24 protein-coding genes are annotated in these 26,871 nt (G+C 36.5%); 21 read left to right on the forward strand and 3 right to left on the reverse strand.

The annotated features are described in order from the left end of the window. Positions 1 to 22: 22 nt before the first annotated feature. Both B4D49_RS08545 and argS read right to left on the reverse strand, forming a co-directional pair. Positions 23 to 316 carry a bacteriocin immunity protein gene (locus tag B4D49_RS08545; protein WP_132869075.1) on the reverse strand — a complete coding sequence of 98 codons (294 nt, stop codon included), beginning with the start codon at positions 314 to 316 and terminating at the stop codon, positions 23 to 25. A gap of 111 nt (positions 317 to 427) precedes the next feature. Further along, on the reverse strand, positions 428 to 2,119 hold the full coding sequence (gene argS, locus B4D49_RS08550; RefSeq protein WP_199545044.1) for an arginine--tRNA ligase: 1,692 nt from the start codon (positions 2,117 to 2,119) through the stop codon (positions 428 to 430). A 189-nt stretch (positions 2,120 to 2,308) separates the two neighbouring features. Between argS and argR the strand changes: the two genes are divergently transcribed. The 18 genes from argR to nrdG all read left to right on the forward strand — a co-directional run bounded on the left by argR (position 2,309) and on the right by nrdG (position 20,275). Then, the gene (gene argR, locus B4D49_RS08555) at positions 2,309 to 2,746 is read left to right on the forward strand and encodes an arginine repressor (protein ID WP_074482322.1); all 438 of its coding nucleotides are present in this window, start codon (positions 2,309 to 2,311) and stop codon (positions 2,744 to 2,746) included. After that, entirely contained in the window at positions 2,743 to 3,096 is a 354-nt protein-coding gene (locus B4D49_RS08560) for a YlbF family regulator (protein WP_199545058.1), read from the forward strand. The genes argR and B4D49_RS08560 overlap by 4 nt, the downstream gene beginning before the upstream one ends. Beyond that, positions 3,083 to 5,650: a DNA mismatch repair protein MutS gene (mutS, locus tag B4D49_RS08565; protein ID WP_286784119.1), complete on the forward strand. Its 2,568-nt coding sequence runs from the start codon at positions 3,083 to 3,085 to the stop codon at positions 5,648 to 5,650. Before B4D49_RS08560 ends, mutS begins: the two co-directional genes overlap by 14 nt. A 119-nt stretch (positions 5,651 to 5,769) precedes the next feature. Continuing rightward, on the forward strand, positions 5,770 to 7,713 hold the full coding sequence (mutL, locus tag B4D49_RS08570; RefSeq protein ID WP_286784120.1) for a DNA mismatch repair endonuclease MutL: 1,944 nt from the start codon (positions 5,770 to 5,772) through the stop codon (positions 7,711 to 7,713). A gap of 1 nt (position 7,714) precedes the next feature. Further along, positions 7,715 to 8,308 carry a Holliday junction branch migration protein RuvA gene (gene ruvA / locus B4D49_RS08575; protein WP_074482326.1) on the forward strand — a complete coding sequence of 198 codons (594 nt, stop codon included), beginning with the start codon at positions 7,715 to 7,717 and terminating at the stop codon, positions 8,306 to 8,308. Between the two features lie 29 nt (positions 8,309 to 8,337). Next, the gene (locus tag B4D49_RS08580) at positions 8,338 to 8,889 is read left to right on the forward strand and encodes a DNA-3-methyladenine glycosylase I (RefSeq protein WP_165941978.1); all 552 of its coding nucleotides are present in this window, start codon (positions 8,338 to 8,340) and stop codon (positions 8,887 to 8,889) included. A 182-nt stretch (positions 8,890 to 9,071) separates the two neighbouring features. Then, positions 9,072 to 10,274, forward strand: a complete 1,203-nt coding sequence (locus B4D49_RS08585; protein ID WP_286784124.1) for an MFS transporter — start codon at positions 9,072 to 9,074, stop codon at positions 10,272 to 10,274. Positions 10,275 to 10,371: 97 nt separating this feature from the next. Continuing rightward, complete coding sequence (locus B4D49_RS08590; RefSeq protein WP_286784121.1) at positions 10,372 to 11,631, forward strand: competence/damage-inducible protein A; 1,260 nt, start codon at positions 10,372 to 10,374, stop codon at positions 11,629 to 11,631. A gap of 49 nt (positions 11,632 to 11,680) precedes the next feature. Next, positions 11,681 to 12,835 carry a recombinase RecA gene (gene recA / locus B4D49_RS08595; protein ID WP_074482330.1) on the forward strand — a complete coding sequence of 385 codons (1,155 nt, stop codon included), beginning with the start codon at positions 11,681 to 11,683 and terminating at the stop codon, positions 12,833 to 12,835. A 163-nt stretch (positions 12,836 to 12,998) separates the two neighbouring features. Beyond that, on the forward strand, positions 12,999 to 13,397 hold the full coding sequence (gene spx, locus B4D49_RS08600) for a transcriptional regulator Spx (protein WP_004233512.1): 399 nt from the start codon (positions 12,999 to 13,001) through the stop codon (positions 13,395 to 13,397). Between the two features lie 238 nt (positions 13,398 to 13,635). Continuing rightward, the gene (locus B4D49_RS08605) at positions 13,636 to 13,905 is read left to right on the forward strand and encodes an IreB family regulatory phosphoprotein (protein WP_003066890.1); all 270 of its coding nucleotides are present in this window, start codon (positions 13,636 to 13,638) and stop codon (positions 13,903 to 13,905) included. Continuing rightward, positions 13,902 to 14,321, forward strand: coding sequence for a Holliday junction resolvase RuvX (gene ruvX / locus B4D49_RS08610; protein ID WP_132869863.1), 420 nt, complete (start codon positions 13,902 to 13,904; stop codon positions 14,319 to 14,321). Before B4D49_RS08605 ends, ruvX begins: the two co-directional genes overlap by 4 nt. A 32-nt stretch (positions 14,322 to 14,353) precedes the next feature. Then, positions 14,354 to 14,671 (forward strand): DUF1292 domain-containing protein, encoded by a 318-nt coding sequence (locus B4D49_RS08615; protein WP_006531413.1) that lies wholly within the window; start codon positions 14,354 to 14,356, stop codon positions 14,669 to 14,671. A gap of 295 nt (positions 14,672 to 14,966) precedes the next feature. Then, positions 14,967 to 16,541, forward strand: coding sequence for a DUF2079 domain-containing protein (locus B4D49_RS08620; RefSeq protein WP_199545070.1), 1,575 nt, complete (start codon positions 14,967 to 14,969; stop codon positions 16,539 to 16,541). Positions 16,542 to 16,641: 100 nt separating this feature from the next. Beyond that, a complete protein-coding gene (nrdD, locus tag B4D49_RS08625; RefSeq protein WP_286784122.1) occupies positions 16,642 to 18,867 on the forward strand; it encodes an anaerobic ribonucleoside-triphosphate reductase in 2,226 nt (741 codons plus the stop codon). A 99-nt stretch (positions 18,868 to 18,966) separates the two neighbouring features. Beyond that, positions 18,967 to 19,113 carry a hypothetical protein gene (locus B4D49_RS08630; RefSeq protein WP_165941999.1) on the forward strand — a complete coding sequence of 49 codons (147 nt, stop codon included), beginning with the start codon at positions 18,967 to 18,969 and terminating at the stop codon, positions 19,111 to 19,113. Positions 19,114 to 19,124: 11 nt separating this feature from the next. Continuing rightward, positions 19,125 to 19,628, forward strand: coding sequence for a GNAT family N-acetyltransferase (locus tag B4D49_RS08635; protein ID WP_132869759.1), 504 nt, complete (start codon positions 19,125 to 19,127; stop codon positions 19,626 to 19,628). 32 nt (positions 19,629 to 19,660) lie between these two features. Next, positions 19,661 to 20,275, forward strand: a complete 615-nt coding sequence (nrdG, locus tag B4D49_RS08640; RefSeq protein ID WP_199545073.1) for an anaerobic ribonucleoside-triphosphate reductase activating protein — start codon at positions 19,661 to 19,663, stop codon at positions 20,273 to 20,275. A 671-nt stretch (positions 20,276 to 20,946) separates the two neighbouring features. On the opposite strand, the gene B4D49_RS08645 is transcribed toward nrdG, so the two are convergent. After that, positions 20,947 to 21,558, reverse strand: a complete 612-nt coding sequence (locus B4D49_RS08645) for a TetR/AcrR family transcriptional regulator (protein ID WP_199545075.1) — start codon at positions 21,556 to 21,558, stop codon at positions 20,947 to 20,949. A 409-nt stretch (positions 21,559 to 21,967) separates the two neighbouring features. Here B4D49_RS08645 and B4D49_RS08650 point away from each other — a divergent pair, with 409 nt between their 5' ends. From B4D49_RS08650 to B4D49_RS08660, 3 genes are all read left to right on the forward strand, one after another. Beyond that, positions 21,968 to 22,246 (forward strand): DNA repair protein, encoded by a 279-nt coding sequence (locus B4D49_RS08650; protein ID WP_132869591.1) that lies wholly within the window; start codon positions 21,968 to 21,970, stop codon positions 22,244 to 22,246. Positions 22,247 to 22,264: 18 nt separating this feature from the next. Beyond that, a complete protein-coding gene (lepB, locus tag B4D49_RS08655) occupies positions 22,265 to 22,879 on the forward strand; it encodes a signal peptidase I (RefSeq protein WP_132869592.1) in 615 nt (204 codons plus the stop codon). A gap of 34 nt (positions 22,880 to 22,913) precedes the next feature. Next, positions 22,914 to 26,871: beta strand repeat-containing protein (locus tag B4D49_RS08660; protein ID WP_286784123.1), on the forward strand; the 3,958-nt coding region annotated here is incomplete at its 3' end.

Genomic DNA, 26,871 nt, shown 5'->3' on the forward strand with positions numbered 1-26,871 from the left:
ACCGTTAAAACGGTCTTTTTGACTATGGATGAAAGAGGCTGCCTAACATAATAGCAGTAGCGGCATGACCTTTATATTTTTCAGGGCTGTCAGCAATTTCTTTGTAAAGTGCTGTAATTTCAGGTGATGTCTTGAGTTTATGCGTTAGCAAATACATAGAAATGGCATGAGCCAATTTGGTACGTGCTAGTTGATCGTGTTCGTCTTTTTCTAAATCTTTAGCGAGTGCAAAGATGTCTGCTTTTAGAGGCTCATCATCAGGTAAACTAGCATAAGCTTTACTGAGTAATTCCATGAGTTGATTTTCCTTTACCATAATAGAAATCTCCTTTATGATTATGGCAACAGTTTAATATTTTGCTTGAAAAAGGTCAAGAAAAAAGCTGAAACACTGTCTCAGCTTTTTTATCTATATTATCAGAAATGATTACATTTCGTTTGGTGCTTCAACACCAAGAAGACGAAGAGCTTCTTTAAGAACCGTTGCAGTAGCGTAGCTTAATGCTAGGCGGCTGTCACGTTCTGGGCTTTCATCAAGGATACGTGTGTGTGCGTAGTATTTGTTGAAGCTTTGTGCAAGGCTAATAGCAAATTTTGCAATGATTGATGGTTCAAAGTTGTCAGCTGCACGTTTGATAATACGTGGGAAATCTTGGATAAGTTTTACAATTTCCCAGCTTTCAACATCATCAAGGCTGTAAACGTCGTTTACAGATGGTGTAAACTCAGCTTTACGAAGGATTGATTGGATACGAGCGTGAGCGTATTGCACGTAAGGTCCAGTTTCACCTTCAAATGATACCATAGCGTCAAGGTCGAAGTCGTAACCGTTCAAGCGGTCTGTTTTTAAATCGTAGAATTTGATAGCGCCGACACCGACAGCATGAGCAACAGCTTCTTTATCAGCAAGGTTAGGGTTTTTAGCGTTGATTTGATCTTCAGCTCGTTTAACAGCTTCAGCGATTGTTGGTTCAAGAAGGATAACGTTACCTTTACGAGTTGAAAGTTTTTTACCTTCTTTAGTAACAAGACCAAATGGCACGTGAGTGATGTCTTCATTCCATTCAAAGTCCATTTCGTTAAGAACGGCTTTCAATTGTTTGAAGTGAGCTGATTGTTCGTTACCAACAACGTAAATAGCTTTTGCAAAGTCGTAAGTACGTTTACGGTAAAGAGCGGCAGCTAAATCACGTGTGATGTAAAGTGTCGCACCGTCAGATTTTTTGATAAGGGCTGGGTGTTCGATACCATATTTTTCAAGATTAACGACTTGGGCACCTTGAGATTCTTCAAGAAGTCCTTTTTCTGTCAAGATATCGACAACTTCGTCCATTTTATCGTTGTAGAATGCTTCACCGTTAAAGCTATCAAATGAAACATCAAGTTCGTTGTAAAGACGGTTAAATTCAACAAGACTTTCGTCACGGAACCATTGCCATAGTGAGATAGCTTCTTCGTCACCAGCTTCCAATTTACGGAACCACTCACGAGCTTCTTCATCAAGTTCTGGTTTAGTTTCAGCTTCAGCGTTGATACGAACATAAAGTTTCAATAGTTCGTCGATTGGATGAGCTTTAACAGCTTCTTCGTCACCCCATTTTTTGTAAGCGACGATCAACATACCGAATTGTTTACCCCAGTCACCAAGGTGGTTGATTTTAACAGCTTTATAGCCAAGCTTTTCAAAAATGTTAGCCAAGCTATCACCAATAACAGTTGAACGAAGGTGTCCAATTGAGAATGGTTTTGCGATGTTTGGACTAGACATATCGATAGCAACATTGCGACCGTGTCCTAGATCTTGACTAGCGTAGTCGCTTCCGTTAGCGATAACTTGTCCTAGGACATCAGCAGAGATGCTTTTTTTGTCAAGGAAGAAGTTAATGTATGGGCCAACAGCTTCGATTTTTTCAAAACCTGTTGTATCCATTTTTTCAGCAATATCTGCTGCAATCATTTGTGGTGCTTTACGAAGGATTCGAGCCAATGAGAATGCTGGAAAGGCAAGATCCCCCATATCAGAATTTTTTGGCACTTCAAGCAGATTAACAATTTGTTCTTGGTCTAATTCTGGAACAATAGTTTGAATGCGTTCTGCAATTGTACGTTTAGTATCCATGATTTTCTCCTAAATTAGTTAGTCATATTATTTTAACATAAAAATAAGAAATAAACGAGGTTAGTGACAAGAAAACGTTTGAAGGAGTAAAAATTAGGAGGTTATAGGAAAGATGGGCGATGGAAAGGTGAAAAAATTTCATTTTTTTGGTATAATTTTAAGGATAAATATACACAAAGGGAAAGTTAAATGAATAAAATAGAACGTCAAAATCGAATCAAACGTTTGATTCAGTCAGGCCATATTGGCACACAAGAGGAAATCAAGCGACATTTGCAAGAAGAAGGCATTAATGTTACGCAAGCCACTTTGTCACGAGACCTCCGTGAGATTGGACTTTTGAAATTGCGTGATGCTTCAGGAAAACTTTACTACAGCTTGTCTGAGACTGCAGAAACAACATTTGGAGCTAATATCCGTTCGTATATTTTAAAAGTAGCTCGTGCTGGTTTTATGTTGGTATTGCACACTAATCTCGGTGAAGCAGATGTTTTAGCAAACTTGATTGATAGCAGTGATATTTCTGAAATTCTTGGAACTGTGGCTGGTGCTGATACATTGTTAGTGATTTGTAAAGATGAAGAAACTGCTCAAGCATTTGAGCGCGATTTATCAACAGGACTATGAGCAATTACGATCAAGCCGTTGAAAAACTACTACAAGCTATTAAAATGCATGACAGTGTGGTTGACTTTCAAAAGGTTGAAGAAAAAATGAAAGACTTTCCAGAACTAGAAGAATTGGTCCAGGATATGAAAGCTTACCAGCAGGAAGCTGTACTTTTTCACAAGATAGATAAGTCTTGTGCTGAGAAGAAAGCTGGCGAGCAAGCTGACCAATTGCGAGAAGAATTATCAGATCTTCCAATTGTTAAGGATTATCGTGCTAAAATGCAAGATGCAAGTGATCTAGTTCAATATATTACAAATAGCTTGGAAACTAAAATTAACGAGGAGTTAAATAATGGCAAAAGATAAAATTTCTCCAGGCATGCAACAGTATTTGGACGTCAAAAAAGACTATCCAGATGCTTTTTTACTTTTCCGCATGGGAGACTTTTACGAATTATTTTATGATGATGCAGTTAAGGCTGCTCAAATTTTAGAGATTAGTTTAACTAGTCGTAATAAAAATGCTGACAATCCTATTCCAATGGCAGGAGTACCTTATCACTCAGCTCAACAATACATTGATGTGTTAGTTGAGATGGGATATAAGGTAGCCATTGCCGAGCAGATGGAAGATCCTAAACAGGCTGTTGGTGTGGTTAAGCGTGAAGTTGTCCAAGTGATTACACCAGGAACTGCTGTTGATTCCTCTAAACCTGACAATGCCAACAATTTCTTAGTAGCTATTGATTCTGATGGCAAAAACTTTGGTTTGGCTTATATGGATGTCTCAACAGGTGAATTTTATGCTACAAGCCTCTCAGACTTTACTAGTCTAAAAAGTGAAATTTTAAACCTTAAAGCTCGTGAGATTGTAGTCGGATATGAGCTTTCAGAAGATGAACAACATAGCTTAGTTAAACAACTCAATTTATTACTTTCGTTTGAGCAAGAGCGTTATGAAGATGTGCATTTGATTGATCCTAATTTAACAGCTTTAGAGATTTCTGCTGCTGAAAAATTACTTCAATACGTTCATACAACGCAGAAACGTGAATTGAGTCACTTGCAAAAGCTTGTTCACTATGAAATTAAGGATTATTTGCAAATGTCTTATACGACAAAATCTAGTCTTGATTTGCTAGAAAATGCTCGAACTAGCAAAAAACACGGTAGTCTTTACTGGTTACTAGATGAAACCAAGACGGCTATGGGGATGCGTCTGTTGCGTAACTGGATTGATCGTCCTTTAGTTAATCAAGAACAAATTGAAGAACGCCAAAATATTGTTCAAGTGTTCTTGGATAATTTCTTTGAACGTAGCGATTTGACAGATAGTCTTAAAGGTGTTTACGATATTGAGCGCTTGGCTAGTCGTGTGTCATTTGGAAAAGCTAACCCAAAAGATTTATTACAACTCGGTCATACTTTGGCACAAGTGCCAACGATTAAGGCGATTTTGGAATCGTTTGATAGTCCTCACCTTGACAAGCTTGTCAACAGCATTGACACTTTGCCAGAACTAGAATCTTTGATTAGCTCTGCTATTGATCCAGATGCTCAGGCAGTGATTACAGAAGGAAGTATTATCAAAACTGGCTTTGATGAAACTTTGGATAAATATCGCAAAGTCATGCGTGAAGGCACAAGTTGGATTGCTGAAATTGAAGCTAAAGAACGTGCAGCTAGTGGGATTACAAACTTAAAAATTGATTACAATAAAAAAGATGGTTACTATTTTCATGTGACAAATTCAAATCTTTCTTTGGTGCCAGATTACTTCTTCCGTAAAGCAACTTTGAAGAATTCAGAGCGTTTTGGTACGGCAGAATTAGCTAAAATTGAAGGAGAAATGCTTGAGGCGCGTGAGCAATCAGCGAGTCTGGAATACGATATTTTCATGCGCGTTCGCGCACAGGTGGAACGTTATATTTCACGTCTTCAAGATTTGGCAAAAGCTATTTCTACAGTCGATGTTTTGCAAAGTTTGGCAGTGGTTGCGGAAAACAACCATTATGTTCGTCCAAGCTTTAATGATAGCCATGAAATTAAGATTGAAAAAGGTCGCCATGCAGTTGTTGAAAAAGTCATGGGTACGCAAGAATATATCCCAAATACCATCACATTTGGCATAAATACCAATATTCAGCTGATTACTGGTCCAAATATGAGTGGTAAGTCAACTTATATGCGTCAGTTAGCTTTGACGGTTATCATGGCTCAGATGGGGTCATACGTTGCTGCTGAGAGTGTCAGTCTTCCCGTTTTTGATGCGATTTTCACACGTATCGGTGCGGCGGATGATTTGATTTCAGGTCAATCAACCTTTATGGTGGAAATGATGGAAGCCAACCAAGCCATCAAACGTGCCAGTGAAAAATCTTTGATTCTCTTTGATGAATTGGGACGCGGGACAGCGACTTACGATGGAATGGCTTTAGCACAATCTATCATTGAGTATATCCACGATCACATTGGTGCTAAGACTATGTTTGCGACTCACTATCATGAGTTGACAACTCTGTCAACGACGTTGACACACCTTGTCAACGTCCATGTTGCAACGCTTGAACGTAATGGTGATGTGACTTTCCTTCATAAAATCGCAGAAGGACCAGCTGACAAATCTTATGGTATTCACGTTGCGAAAATTGCAGGTTTGCCAGAAGATTTGTTGCAACGAGCAGATAGTATTTTAACCAATCTCGAATCAGGTGCTGCGCAGCTTCATTTGACAGCAGAAACTGAAGAGAAAACTCAAGTGAAGACAGAAGCGGCAGAACCTGTTGCAGAGCAGCTTAGCTTATTTGCAGATGACTCAAGTAACCAAGAAGTGATTGAAGCTCTTAAAAAAGTGGACTTGATGAATCTAACACCAATGCAAGCTATGAATGTCATTTATGAATTGAAAAACATGTTATAAAAGTAAGAGGCAATCTAAAAGCAGATTGCCTTTTTACTTTGTGTTATAATTAAAGGTAAACAATCCTGAATGAAAGGAAAAGGAATGCCGCTTCAAAACTGCATTCTATCAGATAAATTATGAGTAAAATTATTGAGTTGCCAGAGGTTTTGGCCAACCAGATTGCTGCAGGTGAAGTGATTGAACGACCGGCCAGTGTGGTTAAAGAATTGGTTGAAAATTCGATTGATGCTGGAAGTAGTCAGATTACCATCGAGATTGAAGAATCAGGTCTTAAGAAGATTCAAGTCACTGATAATGGTGAGGGAATTTCTCAAGAGGATGTGGCTTTAAGTTTGCATCGCCATGCTACAAGTAAGATTAAAAGCCAAGCTGACCTTTTTCGTATCAGAACTTTGGGATTCCGCGGTGAGGCCATTCCTTCCATTGCCTCAATTAGCCACTTTACGGTAAAAACAGCGACGGCTGATGAAAATTATGGAACTCTCTTGGTGGCTAAAGGTGGCGAAATCGAAACACAAGAACCGATTTCAACACCGGTCGGAACAAAAATTACGGTTGAAAATCTTTTTTACAACACACCTGCTCGTCTTAAATACATGAAGAGTCTTCAATCAGAGTTAGCTCATATTGTGGATGTGGTTAATCGTTTGAGTTTAGCACACCCAGAAATTGCCTTTACTTTGATTAATGATGGCCGTCAAATGACAACAACTTCTGGTACAGGAGATTTGCGCCAAGCCATTGCAGGGATTTATGGCTTGAATACAGCTAAGAAAATGATTGAAATCTCAAATGCTGACCTTGATTTTGAAGTCTCTGGCTACATCAGTTTACCAGAATTGACACGAGCTAATCGTAATTACATTACAATTTTGATTAATGGTCGTTACATTAAAAACTTTTTGCTTAATCGTGCTATTTTAGATGGCTATGGTTCAAAATTGATGGTTGGGCGTTTTCCGATTGCTGTCATTGACATCCAGATTGACCCTTACCTTGCCGATGTCAATGTTCACCCGACGAAGCAAGAAGTCCGTATCTCAAAAGAAAAAGAGTTGATGAGCTTAATCAGCTCTGCAATTGCAGAGAGTTTGCGTGAGCAAGATTTGATACCAGATGCACTGGAAAATCTAGCTAAGTCAAGCACTCGTAGTTTGCCAAAACCAGAGCAAACGAGCTTGCCGTTGAAACAAACTGATCTTTACTATGATAAAGAACGTCATGATTTCTTTGTAAAATCAGATACGGTTGAAGAGCAACCTGTACAGCTGTTTAATGAGGTTGACACTCCTGTCAAGGAAGTTGACAATCAGTCATCGGTGAAATTTGCACAGCGCTCAACTGTAGAACACCAGGGTGCAGATGAACACGATGAGCTTGATTTTAAAAATAAAAGCAAGCTCAATAAGATGATTGAAAACCTGGATAGTGAAGAAGCATCGACATTCCCAGAATTAGAATATTTTGGTCAAATGCATGGGACTTATCTGTTTGCACAAGGAAATGGTGGCCTTTATATTATTGATCAGCATGCGGCGCAAGAACGTGTTAAATATGAGTATTATCGCGATAAAATTGGAGAAGTTGATGACTCTCTTCAACAACTTCTTATGCCATATTTATTTGAGTTTTCAGGGGCTGATTTTATTAAGCTTCAAGAAAAAATGGAGCTGTTGAATCAAGTTGGGATTAATTTGGAACCATATGGTAACAATACTTTTATTCTCCGTGAGCATCCTATTTGGATGAAAGAAGAGGAAATTGAGACAGCTGTTTATGAAATGTGTGACATGTTGCTGTTGACCAATGAAGTTTCTGTCAAGAAATATCGTGCTGAGTTAGCGATTATGATGTCATGTAAACGATCAATCAAGGCTAATCACACACTGGATGATTATTCAGCACGTCAGTTGATAGTGCAATTATCTCACTGTAAAAATCCTTATAACTGTCCACACGGACGCCCAGTACTTGTCAACTTTACCAAGTCAGACATGGAAAAAATGTTCCGTCGCATTCAGGAAAATCACACAAGTTTAAGAGAGTTAGGAAAATACTAAAATGTACGATTATATCAAAGGAAAACTAACCAAAATTACCGCTAAATACATCGTTGTCGAAGCAGGTGGTTTAGGCTATATTATCAACGTTGCCAACCCTTATAGCTTTTCAGATTTGATGAACCAAGAGGTGCAAGTTTATCTTCACCAAGTGGTGCGTGAAGATGCTCAATTGTTATTTGGGTTTCACACAGAAGATGAAAAAGCAGTCTTTCTCAATTTGATTTCAGTTTCTGGGATTGGTCCGACAACTGCGCTAGCCATCATTGCGGTAGATGATAATGAGGGCTTGGTCAATGCCATTGATACAAGTGATATCAAGTATTTGATGAAATTCCCAAAAATTGGTAAAAAAACTGCTCAACAAATGATTTTGGATTTGGCTGGAAAATTTGTCGATGTTTCTGTGGAAAATGGCAAAGCTTCTCAGACAAAAACAGTTGCCAACGAGCAACTTGAAGAAGCCATGGAAGCTCTTTTGGCACTTGGCTATAAAGCTGCAGAGCTCAAGAAAATTCGTAAGTTCTTTGAAGGAACAAATGAAACAGCAGAACAATACATCAAATCAAGCCTTAAAATGTTGATGAAAGGCTAAGAATCAAGGAATTTTAGGAGATGTTTCACATGAAACGTTGTAGTTGGGTGAAGGAAAGTAATCCTTTATATGTCGCATATCACGATGACGAGTGGGGCAAACCACTTCACGATGATTGTAAACTATTTGAGCTTTTATGTCTTGAAACCTATCAAGCTGGTCTATCGTGGGAGATTGTACTTAATAAACGACAGGCTTTTAACGAGGCTTTTCATCATTATGATATTCAAAAAGTTGCTCAGATGACTGATGATGAACTTGATGGTTTACTTACAAATTCAGCTATTGTGAGAAATCGTCGTAAGATTTATGCGACTAGGGCAAATGCTCAGGCTTTTATCAAGGTTCAGGAAGAATTTGGTTCATTTGATCGCTACCTATGGGAGTGGGTTGATTTTACGCCTCTTGTTAATGAGGTGGAGGATTATGCGACCTTTCCAGCTAGCACGCCTTTGTCTGAAAGACTTTCTAAAGATTTAAAAAAGCGTGGGTTCAAATTTGTTGGGCCAGTATGCGCATATTCCTATCTTCAAGCGGCTGGTTTAGTAAACGATCATGAAATTGATTGTGATTTTAGATAGTTAATGGTCATCTGGAAAGTTATTTCCAGATGATTTTTTGTTAAATAAGAAAAGTTGACAGACTGTGAAAAGAATGAACGTGTAATGCTGATGAAATATAGCAAATAGCACTTGACATTGCTTGTAAATTAGAGTATTTTGGAAGGAAAAAATAAGCAAGGGCAGGTGGGATTATGAAGAAAATGACTAGAAATACTTTTGTCTATTTTTTATCGAATTTTTTAGTAACGGTGGCTTATTCTATGCCGCACTCGATTTTAACGGTTATTTTACTAGCCAAAGGGTTGACCTTGTCACAAATCTTGCTGATTCAATCAGCTTATAGCATTGCGATTGTCTTGTTTGAATTTCCAAGTGGCTTGTTAGCAGATAATTATTCTCGGAAAAATCTTTATAGTCTATCAAAGGTCTTCTTGATAGTCATGTTTTTGATTGTGCTTTTTAGTAGTAATTTTTATCTGATTTTTTTAGCATGGTTTTGTTATGGAATAGCTGCTGCTTTGGATAGTGGGACTCTTGATGCTTACATTATTAATCAATTGAAGTTAGCTGGTCGTGAAAATGAGCTTCAAAGATTTTTAGCCCTTAGCAATCGTTTAGAAATTGTTGGATTACTTCTTGGGAGTAGTTTAGGTGGCATTCTTTATCAGTTTATTGGCATCAACATTTATGTGTTAGGAACTGTTTTCTTAGTAGCTTCAACCTTGATTAGCTTTTTTTTATTTAGAGAAAAGACAAAATCTGCTGGTTTACAAGAGAGTCATGTTAGTGTACTAAAAAATCAGATTAGGGACAGCTTTAAGGAACTGCGCAAGCAACCACGCTTGAGCTTAATTCTGATTTTTGATTTCTTAAGTCAGATTTTCTTTCAAACACATTTTCAATTATGGCAGTCATTTTTCTTAAGCAAGGGGATTAGTAGCCATTATTTCCCTGCCTTTTATATTGCTTTTCAAGTGATTACACTATTTTCTTATTCAATTAATATTGAGGGTATTAAGAAATATAAAGGAATTATTAAATTGAGTCCTTTAATTATTTTTCTCCCTTTGACTTTCTTTTCAAGTCACTTAGGTATCTTTTTATCAGCTTATTTTATCTTTATTTTTGTTTTTTACGTTATTGAGTTTATCTTAAATTATCAGTTTAATAAGATGGTGTCGATTGAGAATATTTCATCATTGGTTTCATTTAAATCAACAGTCAGTCGAATCGGCAGTATTCTTTTGTTATGTGTCTTGAGTTTTATGGTGAAAATAACAGCAGTCGAGATGGTTATGGCTATTAATTTCATGACTTCCTTACTTTTATTATCAGTTTTAGCTGTATTTTTCATGAAAAAAGCAAAGGTTGACACTTCTGTAAAGAAAGTTGACAATAAATGATATGGGGAAACGGATGCTTTATCGCAAAAAGTCATTCATTTTCCATATTTTTTGATAGAATAAAATTAAATTACGAATAGATAAGTAGGTGGCAAATATGAAAGCTGAGATTATTGCTGTTGGGACAGAAATCTTAACAGGACAAATCACAAATACTAATGCACAGTTCTTATCAGAAGAATTTGCAAAACTTGGTATTGATGTCTTTTTCCAAACAGCTGTTGGAGATAATGAAGAACGTCTTTTGTCAATTATTGATTTGGCAAGTAAACGTAGTGATTTAGTTGTTTTGTGCGGTGGCTTAGGACCAACTGAGGATGATTTAACAAAACAAACTTTGGCAAAATATTTAGGGCGTAACTTGTTTTTTGATGAAAAAGCAAGTAAACGTCTAGATGAGTTCTTTGCCACACGTCCACAATTTACGAGAACAGCTAACAATGAACGTCAAGCCCAATTGATTGAAGGATCTACACCTTTACAAAATAGTACAGGTTTAGCTGTTGGTGGTGTGATAGAAGTTAACGGTGTTACTTATGTTGTTCTTCCTGGACCACCAAGTGAACTTAAACCAATGGTTTGGGATTATTTAGTACCTTTGTTATCTAGTGATCACAAGCAGCTTTACTCTCGTGTTTTGCGATTCTTTGGGATTGGTGAAAGTCAGCTAGTGACCGTTTTGTCAGATTTGATTGATAATCAAACAGATCCAACCATTGCTCCTTATGCTAAGACAGGGGAGGTAACCCTTCGTTTGTCAACAAAAGCAGACGATATTGAGTCAGCTAAAGCGAAACTAGATGACCTAGAGCATAAAATTCTTGCAAAGAAAACCTTAAATAGTATTCCACTTGAAAATCTTCTTTACGGTTACGGCGATGATAACAGCATGGCGCGTGTTGTTTTTGACTTACTTAAGCAAAAACATAAGACTATCACAGCTGCAGAAAGTTTAACAGCAGGGTTATTTCAATCAAGTATTGCTGACTTTTCAGGCTCTTCAGCAGTCTTTAACGGCGGTTTTGTGACTTACAGTATTGAAGAAAAAGCCAAAATGCTTCAAATTCCACTCGAAGATTTGCAAGAACATGGTGTTGTTAGTCACTTTACAGCTGAAAAAATGGCAGAGCAATCACGATTATTAACAGATGCTGATTTTGGTATTGGTTTAACAGGGGTCGCTGGTCCAGATAGCTTAGAAGGTCAACCAGCAGGTACAGTTTTCATAGGTATTGCTACTAGAAAAAAAGTTCATTCTATTCGTGTTGTTATAGGTGGACGAAGTCGTTCAGATGTCCGTCATATTGCATGCTTGTATGCTTTTAACTTAGTACGTCAAGCTTTATTACAAGATTAAATTTTGCTATAATAGAGCTAGTATCTCGAACAAACAGAAAGGGAAAAATTTGGCTAAAAAGACAAAGAAAACAGAAGCTATCACGAAGAAATTCGGTGATGAGCGTAAAAAAGCACTTGATGATGCTTTGAAATTAATTGAAAAGGATTTTGGTAAGGGAGCTGTTATGCGCCTTGGCGAACGCGCTGAACAAAAAGTTCAAGTGATGAGTTCAGGTAGTTTGGCTCTTGATATCGCTCTTGGTGCAGGTGGTTACCCTAAAGGACGTATCATTGAAATCTATGGTCCTGAAAGTTCAGGTAAAACAACTGTTGCCCTTCATGCTGTAGCACAAGCTCAAAAAGAAGGCGGTATCGCAGCCTTTATCGATGCTGAACATGCCCTTGATCCAGCTTATGCTGCAGCCCTTGGTGTCAATATTGATGAATTGCTTTTGTCACAACCAGACTCAGGTGAACAAGGTCTTGAAATCGCTGGAAAATTGATTGATTCAGGAGCTGTTGATCTTGTTGTTGTCGACTCAGTTGCAGCTCTTGTTCCACGTGCCGAAATTGATGGTGATATTGGTGATAACCACGTTGGTTTACAAGCTCGTATGATGAGTCAAGCCATGCGTAAACTTTCAGCATCTATCAATAAAACAAAAACAATTGCCATCTTTATTAACCAATTGCGTGAAAAAGTTGGGGTTATGTTCGGTAACCCAGAAACAACACCTGGTGGTCGTGCCCTTAAATTCTATTCTTCAGTTCGTCTTGACGTGCGAGGAAACACACAAATTAAAGGTACTGGTGACCAAAAAGATAGCAACATTGGTAAAGAAACTAAAATCAAAGTGGTTAAAAACAAAGTTGCTCCACCATTTAAAACTGCTGAAGTGGAAATTATGTATGGTGAAGGTATTTCACGTACAGGTGAATTGATTAAAATCGCTAGTGATTTGGACATCATTAAAAAAGCTGGAGCTTGGTTCTCTTACAATGGTGAAAAAATTGGTCAAGGTTCTGAAAATGCTAAGAAATATTTAGCTGATCATCCAGAAATTTTTGATGAAATTGATCACAAAGTTCGTGTTCACTACGGATTGGTTGAAGAAACTGAAGATGAAAAAGCTGCAAATCTTGCTGATGAAAAAGCCGCAGCGACTGAAAAAGTAGATGAAGTTGTCCTTGATTTGGATGATGCTATCGAGATCGAAGAATAATAGTGAAAGCACTTTAAAAGAAGCTGTTAAAGGCTTCTTTTATTTTTACAAAAAAGCAATCTTTTTAATTGACTTTTTAGAAAAATAGGTCTTAGGTCCCATGTGTTCCACAGTGTATGTGTGCTATAATACAACTATCATGGGATAGAAAGTGAGAGTGCACATGATTAAAATTTACACAATTTCAAGTTGTACAAGCTGTAAGAAAGCCAAAACATGGCTCAACGCTCATCAGCTCCCTTATAAAGAACAGAATTTAGGAAAAGAACCACTATCACGAGAAGAAATCTTAGCGATATTAACGAAAACAGAAAACGGTATTGAAAGCATTGTTTCATCTAAAAACCGTTATGCAAAAGCACTTGACTGCGATATTGAAGAATTAAGCCTAAGTGAGGTTATTGATCTCATTCAAGCTAATCCACGTATCTTAAAGAGCCCAATTTTGATTGATGATAAACGTCTTCAGGTTGGGTATAAAGAAGATGATATCCGTGCTTTCTTGCCACGCTCTATTCGTAACGTGGAAAATGCAGAAGCTCGTTTGCGCGCAGCTTTATAAATGTGATTTATATAGTAGAAAAAGGCTCGTTTGGGCCTTTTTTATCTTCCTATTTACGGATAATATAGTGAAAATTTGAAAAAGGTTACATGCTATTTGTGTCAGCTTTTATAACAATTTTTTCTGAAATGGATTTGAAATCAAAATAAACTTTGGTTAAATAAAGTCAGATTCTTGTGAAATCTTAGTGAATAAGCTATAATAATTGGTGACAGCTATTTAGAAAGAAGGTGTAAGTATGGGATTTACAGATGAAACTGTACGCTTTAATTTAGACGATAGCAACAAGAAAGAAATTAGTGAAACTTTAACAACGGTTTATCGCTCTCTTGATGAAAAAGGTTATAATCCAATCAATCAGATTGTAGGATATGTCCTAAGTGGTGACCCTGCTTATGTGCCTCGTTACAATGATGCCAGAAATCAAATTCGTAAATACGAACGTGACGAAATTGTTGAAGAGCTTGTCCGCTATTATCTCAAAGGAAATGGAATTGACTTGAAATGAGAATCATGGGACTAGATGTCGGCTCAAAGACTGTTGGTGTGGCAATTAGCGACCCACTTGGTTTTACAGCGCAAGGTGTAGAAATTATCAAAATTGATGAAGAAGCTGGCGAATTTGGCTTTGAAAGACTTGGAGAGTTAGTTAAACAGTATAAAGTTGATAAGTTTGTGGTTGGTCTACCTAAAAACATGAACAATACTGAAGGACCTCGTGTAGAAGCAAGTAAGGCCTACGGTGACCAAATCGCAGAACTTTTCAATATTCCAGTAGATTATCAAGATGAACGTTTAACAACTGTTCAAGCAGAACGTATGTTAGTAGAACAGGCTGACGTTAGTCGTGGTAAGCGTAAAAAAGTTATCGACAAATTAGCTGCACAGCTTATTTTGCAAAATTATTTAGATAGAATGTTTTAATCTAATCATTAATTCATTTAAAGGAGACAATTATGGCACATAACCATAACCACGATCATAACCATGATCACGAGCATGAAGTTATTACACTTGTAGATGAGCAAGGTAATGAAACACTTTTTGAAATTCTTTTGACAATTGATGGTCGCGAAGAATTCGGTAAAAACTATGTTCTTTTGGTACCAGCTGGTGCTGAAGAAGACGAACAAGGTCAAATTGAAATTCAAGCTTACTCATTCACAGAAAATGAAGATGGTACTGAAGGTGACCTTCAACCAATCCCTGAAGACTCAGATGCTGAATGGGATATGATTGAAGAAGTTTTCAACAGCTTCTTAGATGAAGACTAAGTTTGTAAGATGAGAGATTAGGAGTTATTCCTAATCTCTTTTTTCATAGATAGGATAATACTAAGGAAGTCAAAAATGCCTCCTTTTTATTTTTACGAATAGGTAAATTAAAGGGGGACATTTTATGGAGAAAAATAGTCATTTAAGCGAAGAGGAAAAGGATTTCCTAAAACGCTATCAAAACAAGCCATATCACTGTTTTAGGGAAATTTTAGCTTATTGTGTTATCCTTAACAAATTGACTAATGATTAGTTTCTGTTATACTTAGAGTAAGACAATTCAAGGAGAGAATAAGTGAATACATCAGAACAAGCAAATGTAGATCAGACTGCTGTGTCATCTTACAGCCGATCATCTCGTAAAGTAGGTGAAAGTAGTAGTCATCTAGAACCTTCTAGACGAACAAAAGTACCGCAACCTCATAAACTTTATATTTTATTATTGAGTGTTGTAGTAAGCTGTTTATCAGTAGCTGTACCTATGTTTACCGATATGGCAAATAGCCTACAATCACAAAATCTTTATATTGGATTAATGTTTGCCCAAGGGCATCTTCCATTTACCGATATGTTTGCAACAGGTGGTTTCCTTTATTATGCAGTGATTGCCTTGGCTTACACTCTAGGATCTACTCTTTGGTTAGTTCCAATTCAAATTGTAACTTTCTATTTATCAGGAATTTATTTCTATAAATTAGTTAACTATTTTACAGATAGTCAACGTGTAGCAGTTGCTTTTAGCGGAGCTTTCTATCTGCTTAATGTTGCTCTTGGCTTCGGTGGCTTATATCCTATTCAATTTGCAATGCCTTTTGTTATGGTGTCATTGTGGTTCTTAACAAAATATTTTGCCGATATTATTAAAGATGAAGCCTTTATTTTGTATGGATTTGCTGGCGCGGCAGCAATGCTTTTAGAGCCTCGTACTTTAGTGTTCTGGGCGCTTTCTTTCCTAACAATTATTATATTTAACTTAAAACAAAAACATTTTGCGCGTGGTTTCTACCAACTATTGTGTATCATTTTTGGGACTATTTTGGTATTTTACACAGCTGGTTACTTTATTTTAAATGCTCAAGTATTGTTACCATATATTACGCAAGCTATTGTTTATCAATTTACTTATTTTGCGACAAGTGATGGTAACTTGATTTTGACTTTATTGTTCCAACTTGTTTTGGCCTTAGCGTCTGGAATTTTATTAGGAGCTTTGTCATTTGGTAAAGTACTCAAGGGTGAGGACAAAGTATCTAAATGGCTCATTTTCATAGTATTTTTGATCTTTTTTGTGATTGATTTATTCACACAAAGTTATCAATTTTATAATTTGTTGGCAGCATTGCCATTTGGATTATTGTTGACGGCTGTACTTTTGGGTGAACAATATAAACGTAGTTTGATAAAAACATCACATCGTCGTAGAAAAGCTTCTGATAATGCTGGAAGTTTTGGTTTGTATCTCAGACGTCATTTCTATTTACCAATTTTGGTACTTGTATTTGGTGTTGGACAACCTTTGGTGCAAACTGTTTTAGCAGCTAATACAAATAGTGAACGTACAACCATTGCAAATTATCTTGCTAGAGAAGCATCAAAAGAAGATACGATCTATGTTTGGGATGATTCATCTAAAATTGGGATTGATAGTCAATTGGCAAGTAGTTCACAATTTACATCGCCAGTAGTTAACACAACTAAATCTGCTAATAAGAAAGTTTTAGAAGATGAATTACTACAAAATCTAGGGTCATATATTGTGGTTAATAAGGACCAAAAAATTTCTGATTCACTTAAAAATAATTTTTCTACTAACTACGAAGAGCTCCAAATCGGCGGTATTACAGGCTTTACCGTCTATCATACAAAATAAACAAAAACGCAATATCTTGTGGTCATCAAAAAAAGTGACCACAAGATATTGATTTTTTTTTGTCCCGTGTTATAATAGACGAGTAAGAAGGAGTGTTCATATGATTACATTAGAAAAAGAAAAATTTGCTGCACAACCTACTGTAAAAGTTATCAAACGCGATGGACGTTCTGTAAACTTTGATTCAGATAAAATTTATAATGCCTTGGTCAAAGCAAGCAATAATGTGACAAAAATGTCACCAGTTGTTGAAGCAAAATTGGAAACTATTTCAGATAATATCATTGCTGAAATTTTTGATCGCTTCAAAGACAATGTTAAAATTTATGAGATTCAAAATATCGTTGAGCATGAACTTTTAGAAGCTAATGAATATGCAATTGCTCAAGAATATATTAATTATCGTACAAAACGTGATTTTGCACGCTCTCAAGCGACAGATATCAACTTTTCGATTGATAAACTTTTGAATAAGGATCAAACTGTCGTTAATGAAAACGCTAACAAGGATAGTGAAGTCTTCAATACACAACGTGACTTGACTGCTGGTATTGTTGGTAAGTCAATCGGTCTTAAAATGTTGCCAGCTCACGTTGCCAATGCCCACCAAAAAGGTGACATTCATTTCCATGACCTTGATTACAGTCCATATACTCCAATGACAAACTGCTGTTTGATTGATTTCAAAGGTATGTTGGGTAACGGTTTTAAGATTGGTAATGCTGAAGTTGAGAGTCCAAAATCTATTCAAACAGCAACAGCACAAATTTCACAAATCATTGCAAATGTTGCTTCAAGTCAATATGGTGGTTGTACAGCTGACCGTATCGATGAATTCTTGGCACCGTATGCTGAACTTAACTATAAAAAACACTTGAAAGATGCTGAAGAATGGGTTGCTGAAGATCGTCGCGAAGATTACGCACGTAAAAAAACTAAAAAAGATATTTACGATGCGATGCAAAGTCTTGAATATGAAATCAATACTTTGTTTACATCAAACGGTCAAACACCATTCACATCACTTGGATTTGGACTTGGTACAAATTGGTTTGAACGTGAAATCCAAAAAGCTATCCTTGAAATCCGTATTAAAGGTTTAGGTAGTGAGCATCGTACAGCTATCTTCCCTAAACTTATCTTTACTTTGAAGAGTGGTCTTAACCTTGAAGGAGGTACACCAAACTATGACATCAAACAATTAGCTTTGGAATGTGCCACAAAACGTATGTATCCAGATGTTCTTTCATACGATAAAATTGTTGAGTTGACTGGTTCATTTAAAGCCCCAATGGGATGTCGTTCATTCCTTCAAGGTTGGAAAGATGAAAATGGTGTCGAAGTTAACTCAGGTCGTATGAACCTAGGTGTTGTTACTGTTAATCTTCCTCGTATTGCCATGGAATCAAATGGTGATATGAATAAATTCTGGAATCTTTTCAACGAACGTATGGGAATTTGTAAAGATGCGCTTGTTTACCGTGTTGAACGTGTAAAAGAAGCTACTCCAGCAAATGCTCCAATCCTTTACCAATATGGTGCTTTTGGTAAACGTCTTGGTAAATATGATAACGTTGATGAACTTTTCCGTCACCGCCGTGCGACAGTATCACTTGGTTACATCGGACTTTACGAAGTTGGAACAGTCTTCTTTGGCCCAGAATGGGAAACAAATCCTGAAGCAAAAGAATTCACAGTTGATATCATCCGTAAAATGAAAGATTACTGTGTTGAATGGTCAGATGAATATGATTATCACTTCTCAATCTATTCAACACCATCTGAAAGCTTGACTGACCGCTTCTGCCGTCTTGATACTAAGAAATTTGGTATTGTTAAAGATATCACTGATAAAGAATACTATACAAACTCATTCCACTATGATGTGCGTAAAAACCCAACACCGTTTGAAAAACTTGATTTTGAAAAAGTTTACCCTGAAGCTGGTGCTACTGGTGGATTCATTCACTATTGCGAATACCCAGTCCTTCAACAAAATCCAAAAGCTCTAGAAGCTGTTTGGGACTACGCTTACACACGTGTTGGATATCTTGGTACAAATACACCAATCGACCGTTGTTATAAATGTGGATTTGAAGGAGACTTCACACCAACAGAACGCGGTTTCGTTTGTCCAAACTGTGGTAACAGTGATCCAAAATCAGTAGACGTTGTTAAACGTACTTGTGGATACCTTGGCAATCCTCAAGCTCGTCCAATGGTTAATGGTCGTCACAAAGAAATTTCTGCTCGTGTTAAACACATGAATGGATCAACCATTAAAAACCCAGGTGACTATCATATGCACAAAGATAAAAGCTGTTAATAATTTTAGTTTAGACAGTTTCATGACATATTGAAGCTGGAGACATTTGTCCCAGCTTCTTTATTATATTGATAAAAAAGTTGAAGAAAGGAAAAAATCGTGGGGAAATACCAATTAGATTATAAAGGCATGCAACAAGTTGAACGTTTTCACGAAAAAAATTCAAATGTGAAATCTGACAAAAAAGCGCGTGTTAATCAATTAAAAGCACAATTTTTAGAAAAAGCTAAGAAGAAAAGTAAATAAGAGGTAAGCTTATGCAATTACGAAGACCTGAATTATCGGATAAAGAAGCTGTTATTGACATGATGAAAGAGTTTGAAGTGAGCCAGTCTGCTCACGACGGCGGCTTTTGGGATGTGGATAACTTTGATTATGAGGATTGGATTGAGAATAACCACTTGAGCGAAATGGGCATTAATGTGCCAGAAACATTTGTTCCGGCAGTCCAATTTGTCTCTTTTTCTGATGATGGCAGAGCTTTGGGATTTTTGCATTTACGTTTACGCTTAAATGAAAATCTTTTAAAACAAGGTGGACATATCGGGTATTCTATTCGTCCATCTGAACGCTGTAAGGGATATGCCAAGGAGCAGTTGCGATTAGGTTTGTTAGAAGCTAAGAAGAAAAATATCCAAACTGCTTTAGTGACATGCCATGAAGACAATCCTGCTAGTCGTAAGGTAATATTAGCAAACGGTGGAAAACTAGAAGATATTCAAAATACTGTTGAACGCTATTGGATAACCCTAAATGAGTAATTAAGGGAAATTAGGACAGAAAGAAGGTTAGTATGGAAGAAAAAAACTGGAATACTCCTAAGCCCTGTGAGTGGAAATCAGAAGAACTAAGCCAAGGTCGTGTCATTGACTACAAAGCTTTTAATTTTGTTGATGGTGAAGGGGTTCGTAACTCGCTTTATGTGTCAGGATGTATGTTTCATTGTAAAGGATGTTACAATGCTGCCACATGGTCATTTAAAGCAGGGCAACCTTATACACAAGAGTTAGAAGAACAAATTATGGCTGATTTGGCGCAACCATATGTTCAAGGACTAACGCTTCTTGGTGGAGAACCCTTCTTAAATACAGGTTTTCTCTTACCATTAATTAAGCGCGTGCGTCGAGAACTTCCTGAGAAGGATATTTGGTCTTGGACTGGATATACTTGGGAAGAAATGATGCAAGAAACGCCAGATAAGTTAGAAATGCTTAGCTTAATCGATATTTTAGTAGATGGTCGTTTTGATATTACTAAGAAAAACTTGATGTTGCAATTTCGTGGATCAAGTAACCAACGCATCATTGATGTTCAGAAGTCATTGAAGGCTGGCGAAGTCATCATTTGGGATAAATTAAATGATGGTGATCAAAAATTTGAACAGGTTAGCCGCGATGATTTACTATAAATGTGGAAAAAAGTAGCTGATTTTCAAGAATCAGCTACTTTTTTGAGGAAAATTTTGCTAAAAATGGAAGTTATTAACAGCTGTTTTTTTTAAAATGTGGATAGCTCTTAAAACTTGGTATAAAGGGATTTATAGCTAGATTATACACAAGTTATCCCCAGTCTATAACCACACTTATCCACAAGTTGTGAATAACTGTTAACAAATTTAAAAATGGGAGAATTTTCATGCTATTTTATCTTTTTTTATAAAAAATGCGTGATTGATTTGAAAGTTTCATGCAAAAAAGTCAGTAAGACAATAGTTTTACCGACTTTTTATCTATTTAAGGTCATTGAGACCTACTTTTACGGGAACACAAGAAAAAATACATAGAGCAGGTTTGCTTAACTGAACGATTAAGTTGACTTTAGGGCTTATTGATTAATATTTTTTGTGGATAACTTACTAATCCTTACAGTTAACTGTGATTAATAAGTGTCAAAAAACTGTCAATTAAAATATCAATGTGTCAACTTATAGCAAAATGGAAACGGTAAATCTGTCAATGTTAGCGGTTTTCTTGTCAACTTTATGAAAGAAAGTGTCAAGAAAGGAAATAAAGCAACAGGATTTAGAGACATGGGAGTATGTCATTAAATCATTACAAAAAATTTTAAAAATAAATACCCCTATCTTTTGTTTCTTATCTTTGTTTGTTCTTCTGAGGGAGCATTGAAGTAACTAGGAATAGAATAAAAAAGAAGGGATAGATTTTTTGCAATAAGTTCGGGTTCTTCAGGCTCATCTTTAGTTAACCAAAATTGTAGGATGTTAAGATAGGCACCAAATAAACCTTTTGAGATGTAATCAATGTTGCTATCTACAGTATCATCAACACACCAGGGGAGATTGATGGTTTTGTAAATTTGTGCAGATTTTTGATTGAATTTTTCTGTTAGTAATGAAAAGTGGCCACTTTCAACAAGTGATGAAATAAAAGCTTTATTCGAATACATAAAATTCAAAGTGACTAAGAAAACGTCCTCTACACTCTCCGCTAAGATAAAATTATCTCGCTGTAGATAATAACCTTTAACAAAGTTATCTAAACAGAAATCCATTAAATCGGCTTTGTCATCAAAGTAGCGATAAAATGTGCGTCGTGAAATAGCAGCTTTGTCAAGGATATGATAGATAGTGATTTTGTCATAATGTCGTTCAGTAATCAGTAGATAAAGGGCTTTTGATAAACGGTGTTTAGTCTCTAAGACTTGTTGTTGTTTTTTTGATAAATTTTTCATAAATAATCCCCTACTTGAATGATGTAATATTTCTGAAAAGACAAAAAATTATACCTAATCAATTTAGCATTGTAACATAAACCTAAAAATTAAGCTACATCAATCCTACGATTATGATAACGTTTTACTTAACAAAGTTATCATTGTTAGCTTTTCTAACAGTGATAGAGGACAAAATATTAAGAAAATTAGAACTAGGATACAAAAGTTAAAAAAAAGTATCACTTACACAAAATCCCTTTTCAAAATCGCAAAAAAATATTATAATATTCTCCAAAACACCTAGATATATAAAACGACAAAATGAAAAAATGTTTATTTTATCTTTATTTTTTCAGAATGAGAATAAATATACATTAAGATTTATGTGAGCTTTATGTGAAGAGGAATACTAAGAGGAGGTCCTAAAGTGCTTGATGCTAAACAATTAAGAAAATTACGTCGTTCAGATTTATTTGAGCTGCTTGTAGAACAAGCTAAAGAAATTGAAGAACTTCAAGATCAAGTAAAAAAACTTGAAGGTAAGCTTGAGCGTCGTGAGCTGCAAGTTTCAGATGCTGGCTCAATTGCTGAAGCTGCCCTTGCTATCAGTAAAGTTTTTGAAGAAGCACAGGCAGCAGCGGATACGTATCTTTATAACGTTAAGCGTATGGCAGATGCCAAAAAGAATGTAGATGATGAAGCGTAAGAGGCTGAAATTTTTAACATGAAACCATTAGTTGAAAAAAAATCACAGAAAATTAATTCATCCGATTTACCAAAAGCCGAGGAGCTTTCAAAAGAACTAGGAAAAATTAAATATCGTGAACGCTATATTCGAACTCTACGCAGCACAGTTTTTACCTTAGTGACAGTAGCAGCTTTGGCTGTACTTGTTGCGACAATTTGGTTACCTGTTTTACAAATCTACGGAAATTCAATGACTCCGACTTTGAAGGCTGGAGATATGGTAGTTTCTGTTAGCAAGAAACATTTGAAACAGGGTGATGTTGTGGCATTTTATTATAATAACAAAGTTTTGGTAAAGCGTGTTATTGCAACATCAGGCCAATGGGTCAACATTGACAAAAAAGGTAATGTCTATGTTGACGGAAAGAAAATCAAAGAGCCTTATTTACAAAAAGGTGAAAAAGATTACGGAGAAACCAATATCGACTTACCTTATCAAGTACCAGATGGCAAGTACTTCGTGATGGGAGATCACCGAAAAGTTTCTATCGACTCACGTAATAAAGCTGTTGGTGTGGTAGACGAAGAACAGTTAGTTGGGAAACTAAGTTTTAGGATTTGGCCCCTTCCTCGTATGGGGACAATCGATTAAAGAGTTAACAAATTATGTTTAGAAAGGAGTTCCAATGTTAAAGCTATGGGTAAGGTTAGCAATTTTAGTAAAAAAGCGGGTCCACGATAGTATCATTGCAAAGATTGCTTTGGCACTATCACTGGTAGTTGTTTTCTGTACCACCTATTTACTGATATTACCAGCCCTAACAATTAGTACAGATAGCAGTTCTTCTGTTATTCAGTCAGTAAGTAGTTCGGAAGAAACAACTACTGAAGCTTTGCAAGAAGAAAGCAGTCAAGCAGAAAGTTCAGAAGCATCAGATAGTAGCACAACAACATCAGAAGCAGAGACAGAGTCGTCAGATCCAGATGCTGTCGCCGCGGGAAGTCTCAGTGCTGAAACATCAGATGTTACGGTGACGGCAACATACGAAGATAACACGTTTTCAGAACCTGTTACGTTAAAAGTCAGCCCAGTATCAGATACGAGCGCTATTAATGACAAGCTGACATCTGTTTTGAGTGAAACAAAGCAAACTTTGGCACAAGCTTACACATATGATATTTCGTTTGTCACAGCAAGTGGTGAAGAAGTTGAACCAAGTAAGGATGTCAATGTCTCAATCGCCTTTAAGAATGCCGTTTCAAGTTCTGAACTTGGAGGTAACTGGAAACTTTATCACTTTGTGGACAATGATGTCAATAAGGTGGAGGACCTCACAGGACAGACTGATACAACGATTAACCAAGACAGTTCAGAAAATGTCACAAGCGTTGATTTTAAGTCAGATAGTTTTTCAAACTATACTGTCGCAGATGTCACATATGCTGACTTTTCAGATTACTTAAGTGGTGATTATACAGTGACACCTTCTTCTCTAGATTTGGCAACTGGGATTGTATCAACAAATTTGAGCTTAAGCTTTTCGGGTATTAATGGGGATACTTTGGCATCTAATACCAATTACTATCTTGAAATGCCTGAAGGTGTGACTGTTCAAACAGGGGCGACCTATAATGCTCTGGATAGAAATGGTAATACAGCTGCTACTTTTGAGTTTGTACAAGATGCAGACGGCAAGTATTATATGCTTATTCACTTTTCAGATAGTTATGTAGCACGGCTTGCCTCGGATTCAACTGTTGAAGGTAGTTTCCAATATGATATGGAAATGAGTGAAAGTAATAAACAAGATAATGGAGACTACGTTGCTGACTTTTCAGACAAAGTAACTGTTACCATAAGTGAGGAGAATATCTCTAAAAATTATGATATTACAACAGAGAAGTCAGGTTTCGTTTCATATGATGGTGACATACCTTATATTACTTATACAGTAACTGTGAATTCTTTAAATGGAACACCTGGAAATATTACTGTAACAGATGCTTTGACAGCCTCTGGCGTTTCTATTGATTCTGTTGATAGTGTTTCTGTTACAGAATCGACTTATACAGGTAGTACAAGTAATGTTACTAGTACGGAGACGGTGTCTGCAAGTCCTACTTTCGATACGGCTAGTGGTACTTGGTCAATGACTTTGCCACAATTGGTATCTGGAGGTCTAGACTCGAGTGGCAATAGAATTGGACATTTTTATACAATTACTTATCGTTATAAGGTGACAGGCTTAACTGTTAGTGATGGTACTGTGGCAGTAAATAATACTGTTAGCTCAACTTCTACTGATGGTGAAGATACTGTTACAGACGATGGAAGCTCGTGGAATAGTTTGTCAATTGTCTCTTCTATCAGTAAAACAGGTTCTTATGATAGCCAGACAGGTCTAATTACATGGACTATAACAGTTAATAATAGTAAAAATGATTTATCAGGTTCCTTATTAACTGATGATATGTTTGGAGATATTACGGGTAATGTTTCAGTATCACCTAATTCAGGTTATAGTTTTCAATATTCTAATGGTAAAATTACAGGAATTAAATTTGATGCTGTAACCTCAGATGGCAAGAATACAAATACTTATACTATTACCTACACTACAGAAGCACCAGAGAGTAGCTTTTCAAGTCAGACAGTAAACAATAAAGCAATTATTGATAAAGACGGCGATAATAGTACAACTAATGATCAGTCAAGTTCAACAGGAACCGTTACGATACCAGGAACTGGTGGAGTGTCGAAGTCTTATGTGAATTCGGAAGATACAAGTGATGACAATGTGAAGATAGCGACTTGGTCAACGACAATTTCAAAACCAACGAATGGTATACTTCAAAGTGGAACAACTATTTATGATAGTTTGACAGCTTCGTATAGCGAAAATAACAGTAAGCACTGGTATACAGCTTCTCAGCTAGCTGATGTTTACAATACGATGGTTGGTATTTTTGGTGCAGATGGTTTTACTATGACCGTTTCTAAAAATAATGGTAATCAAATTAGCTATAGTAGCATTGATTCATCTGATACTTATACTCGTTATACTGTCACTCTAACGAAAGACTACCAAATGAGTGCTGATATCAGTTATACCTATAAATCAACTTTAGATATTTCAACTGTTTCAAGTCAGACACAGTTTAGAAATACTGTGAATATTGATGGCGTTACTAGTGATGCAAGTTATCCTGCTAAAAAAGTAACAAAAACAGATGGTAATGGTAATGAAGGAAGTTCAGTAATTACTAGTCCTGATGGATCCTTAACATGGATTATTAAGGTAATATTAGATGATAATGCCACAAGTATGACTGTAACAGACACATTACCAGATGATGTAAGTCTGGCCTCTCTAACTTACGGTACACAGTATGGTCCAGTAACCGCAACAATTAACGGTGATACGATTACTGCAGGTGCAAATACTTATAATACTAAAGATTTGAGCTTGACAGGTAATATTTCGGATAATGTTATTACTTTAGATTTTACAGCACCTGAGGGTGGAACTTTAAAATCAGCCATTAATAATGAATCAACGTTTTATGTTACTGTTAAAGCTCAGTATGATATGACTAAGGTTGAATCAGGGGCGACAGCAACAGTACTGTTAACGAATAGTGTATCTGTAACGAGTGATGGTAAGGATATTGGTTCCGATAATCAAACTCAAGAAGTTACTGTCGGAACAACAACTACCTCAGGTGAAGATGATAGTGTTGTCACTAAGACACAGACTGGGTCTACAGCAAATATGATTTATGATAGTTCCGGTAATGGTACAGTTAATACTAATCAAGTCGGATATACTCATGTGTTAAATTACTCAATTGATATTAACCCTGATGCAGAAGATTTAGCTAGTGGTTCAAATACGTTAACCTTAACTGATACGCTCCAGTACTATAAAGATCAGGTAACCTACACTTTGATTCAGGGTTCTGTAGCTTTGTATGATGATGAAGGAAACGCCGTTCCTTCTAGTGATTGGTCATGGACTTACGAAGATGTTGCAGTCAATGAAGCCTATCCAAATCAGTATCGTCGGGGAATTATGACTGTTACCCTACCAGATTCCAATCACTATGTACTAAAATATAATTATCAAATTAGTGATGCGACTGAGGGCTCTTGGTATACTGTTACTAATACTTCAACACTTGAGGGGGTCAATAATGGCTCAGATTCGACAAGTACTAATTATCAATATATGCATCAGTCAGGTGGAGGTAGTATTTATGCAACAGGGACTTATACTTTAAATAAGGTTGATGCATCTAACTATGGTGTTACATTACCTGGTGCAACCTTTACGGTTTATAAGTATGATGGCGATGATGACGATTCAAATGATGAAGAAATAACAAGCTATACTACTGATAGTAGTGGGGTTGCACGTATTACTAATTCAAGTAGTCATCCTACATATGATTATGATACGCTCTATTATGCTGTTGAAACGAGCGCCCCTGCTGGTTATGAATTGCCAGAAAGTCCTACTAAGTATTACTTCGCTTATACTAAGGAATTGACTCTGGCTCTTATTGCACCATTAGCTTTGCAAAATCAAGTGACCGATTTGAGTAACACTACTGGTGTTGCTTACGTTGAAAACGAAAAGATTA

It is taken from the genome of Streptococcus sp. UBA4344 (genome assembly GCF_002393675.1).
GTDB classification, from domain to species: Bacteria; Bacillota; Bacilli; order Lactobacillales; family Streptococcaceae; genus Streptococcus; species Streptococcus vicugnae.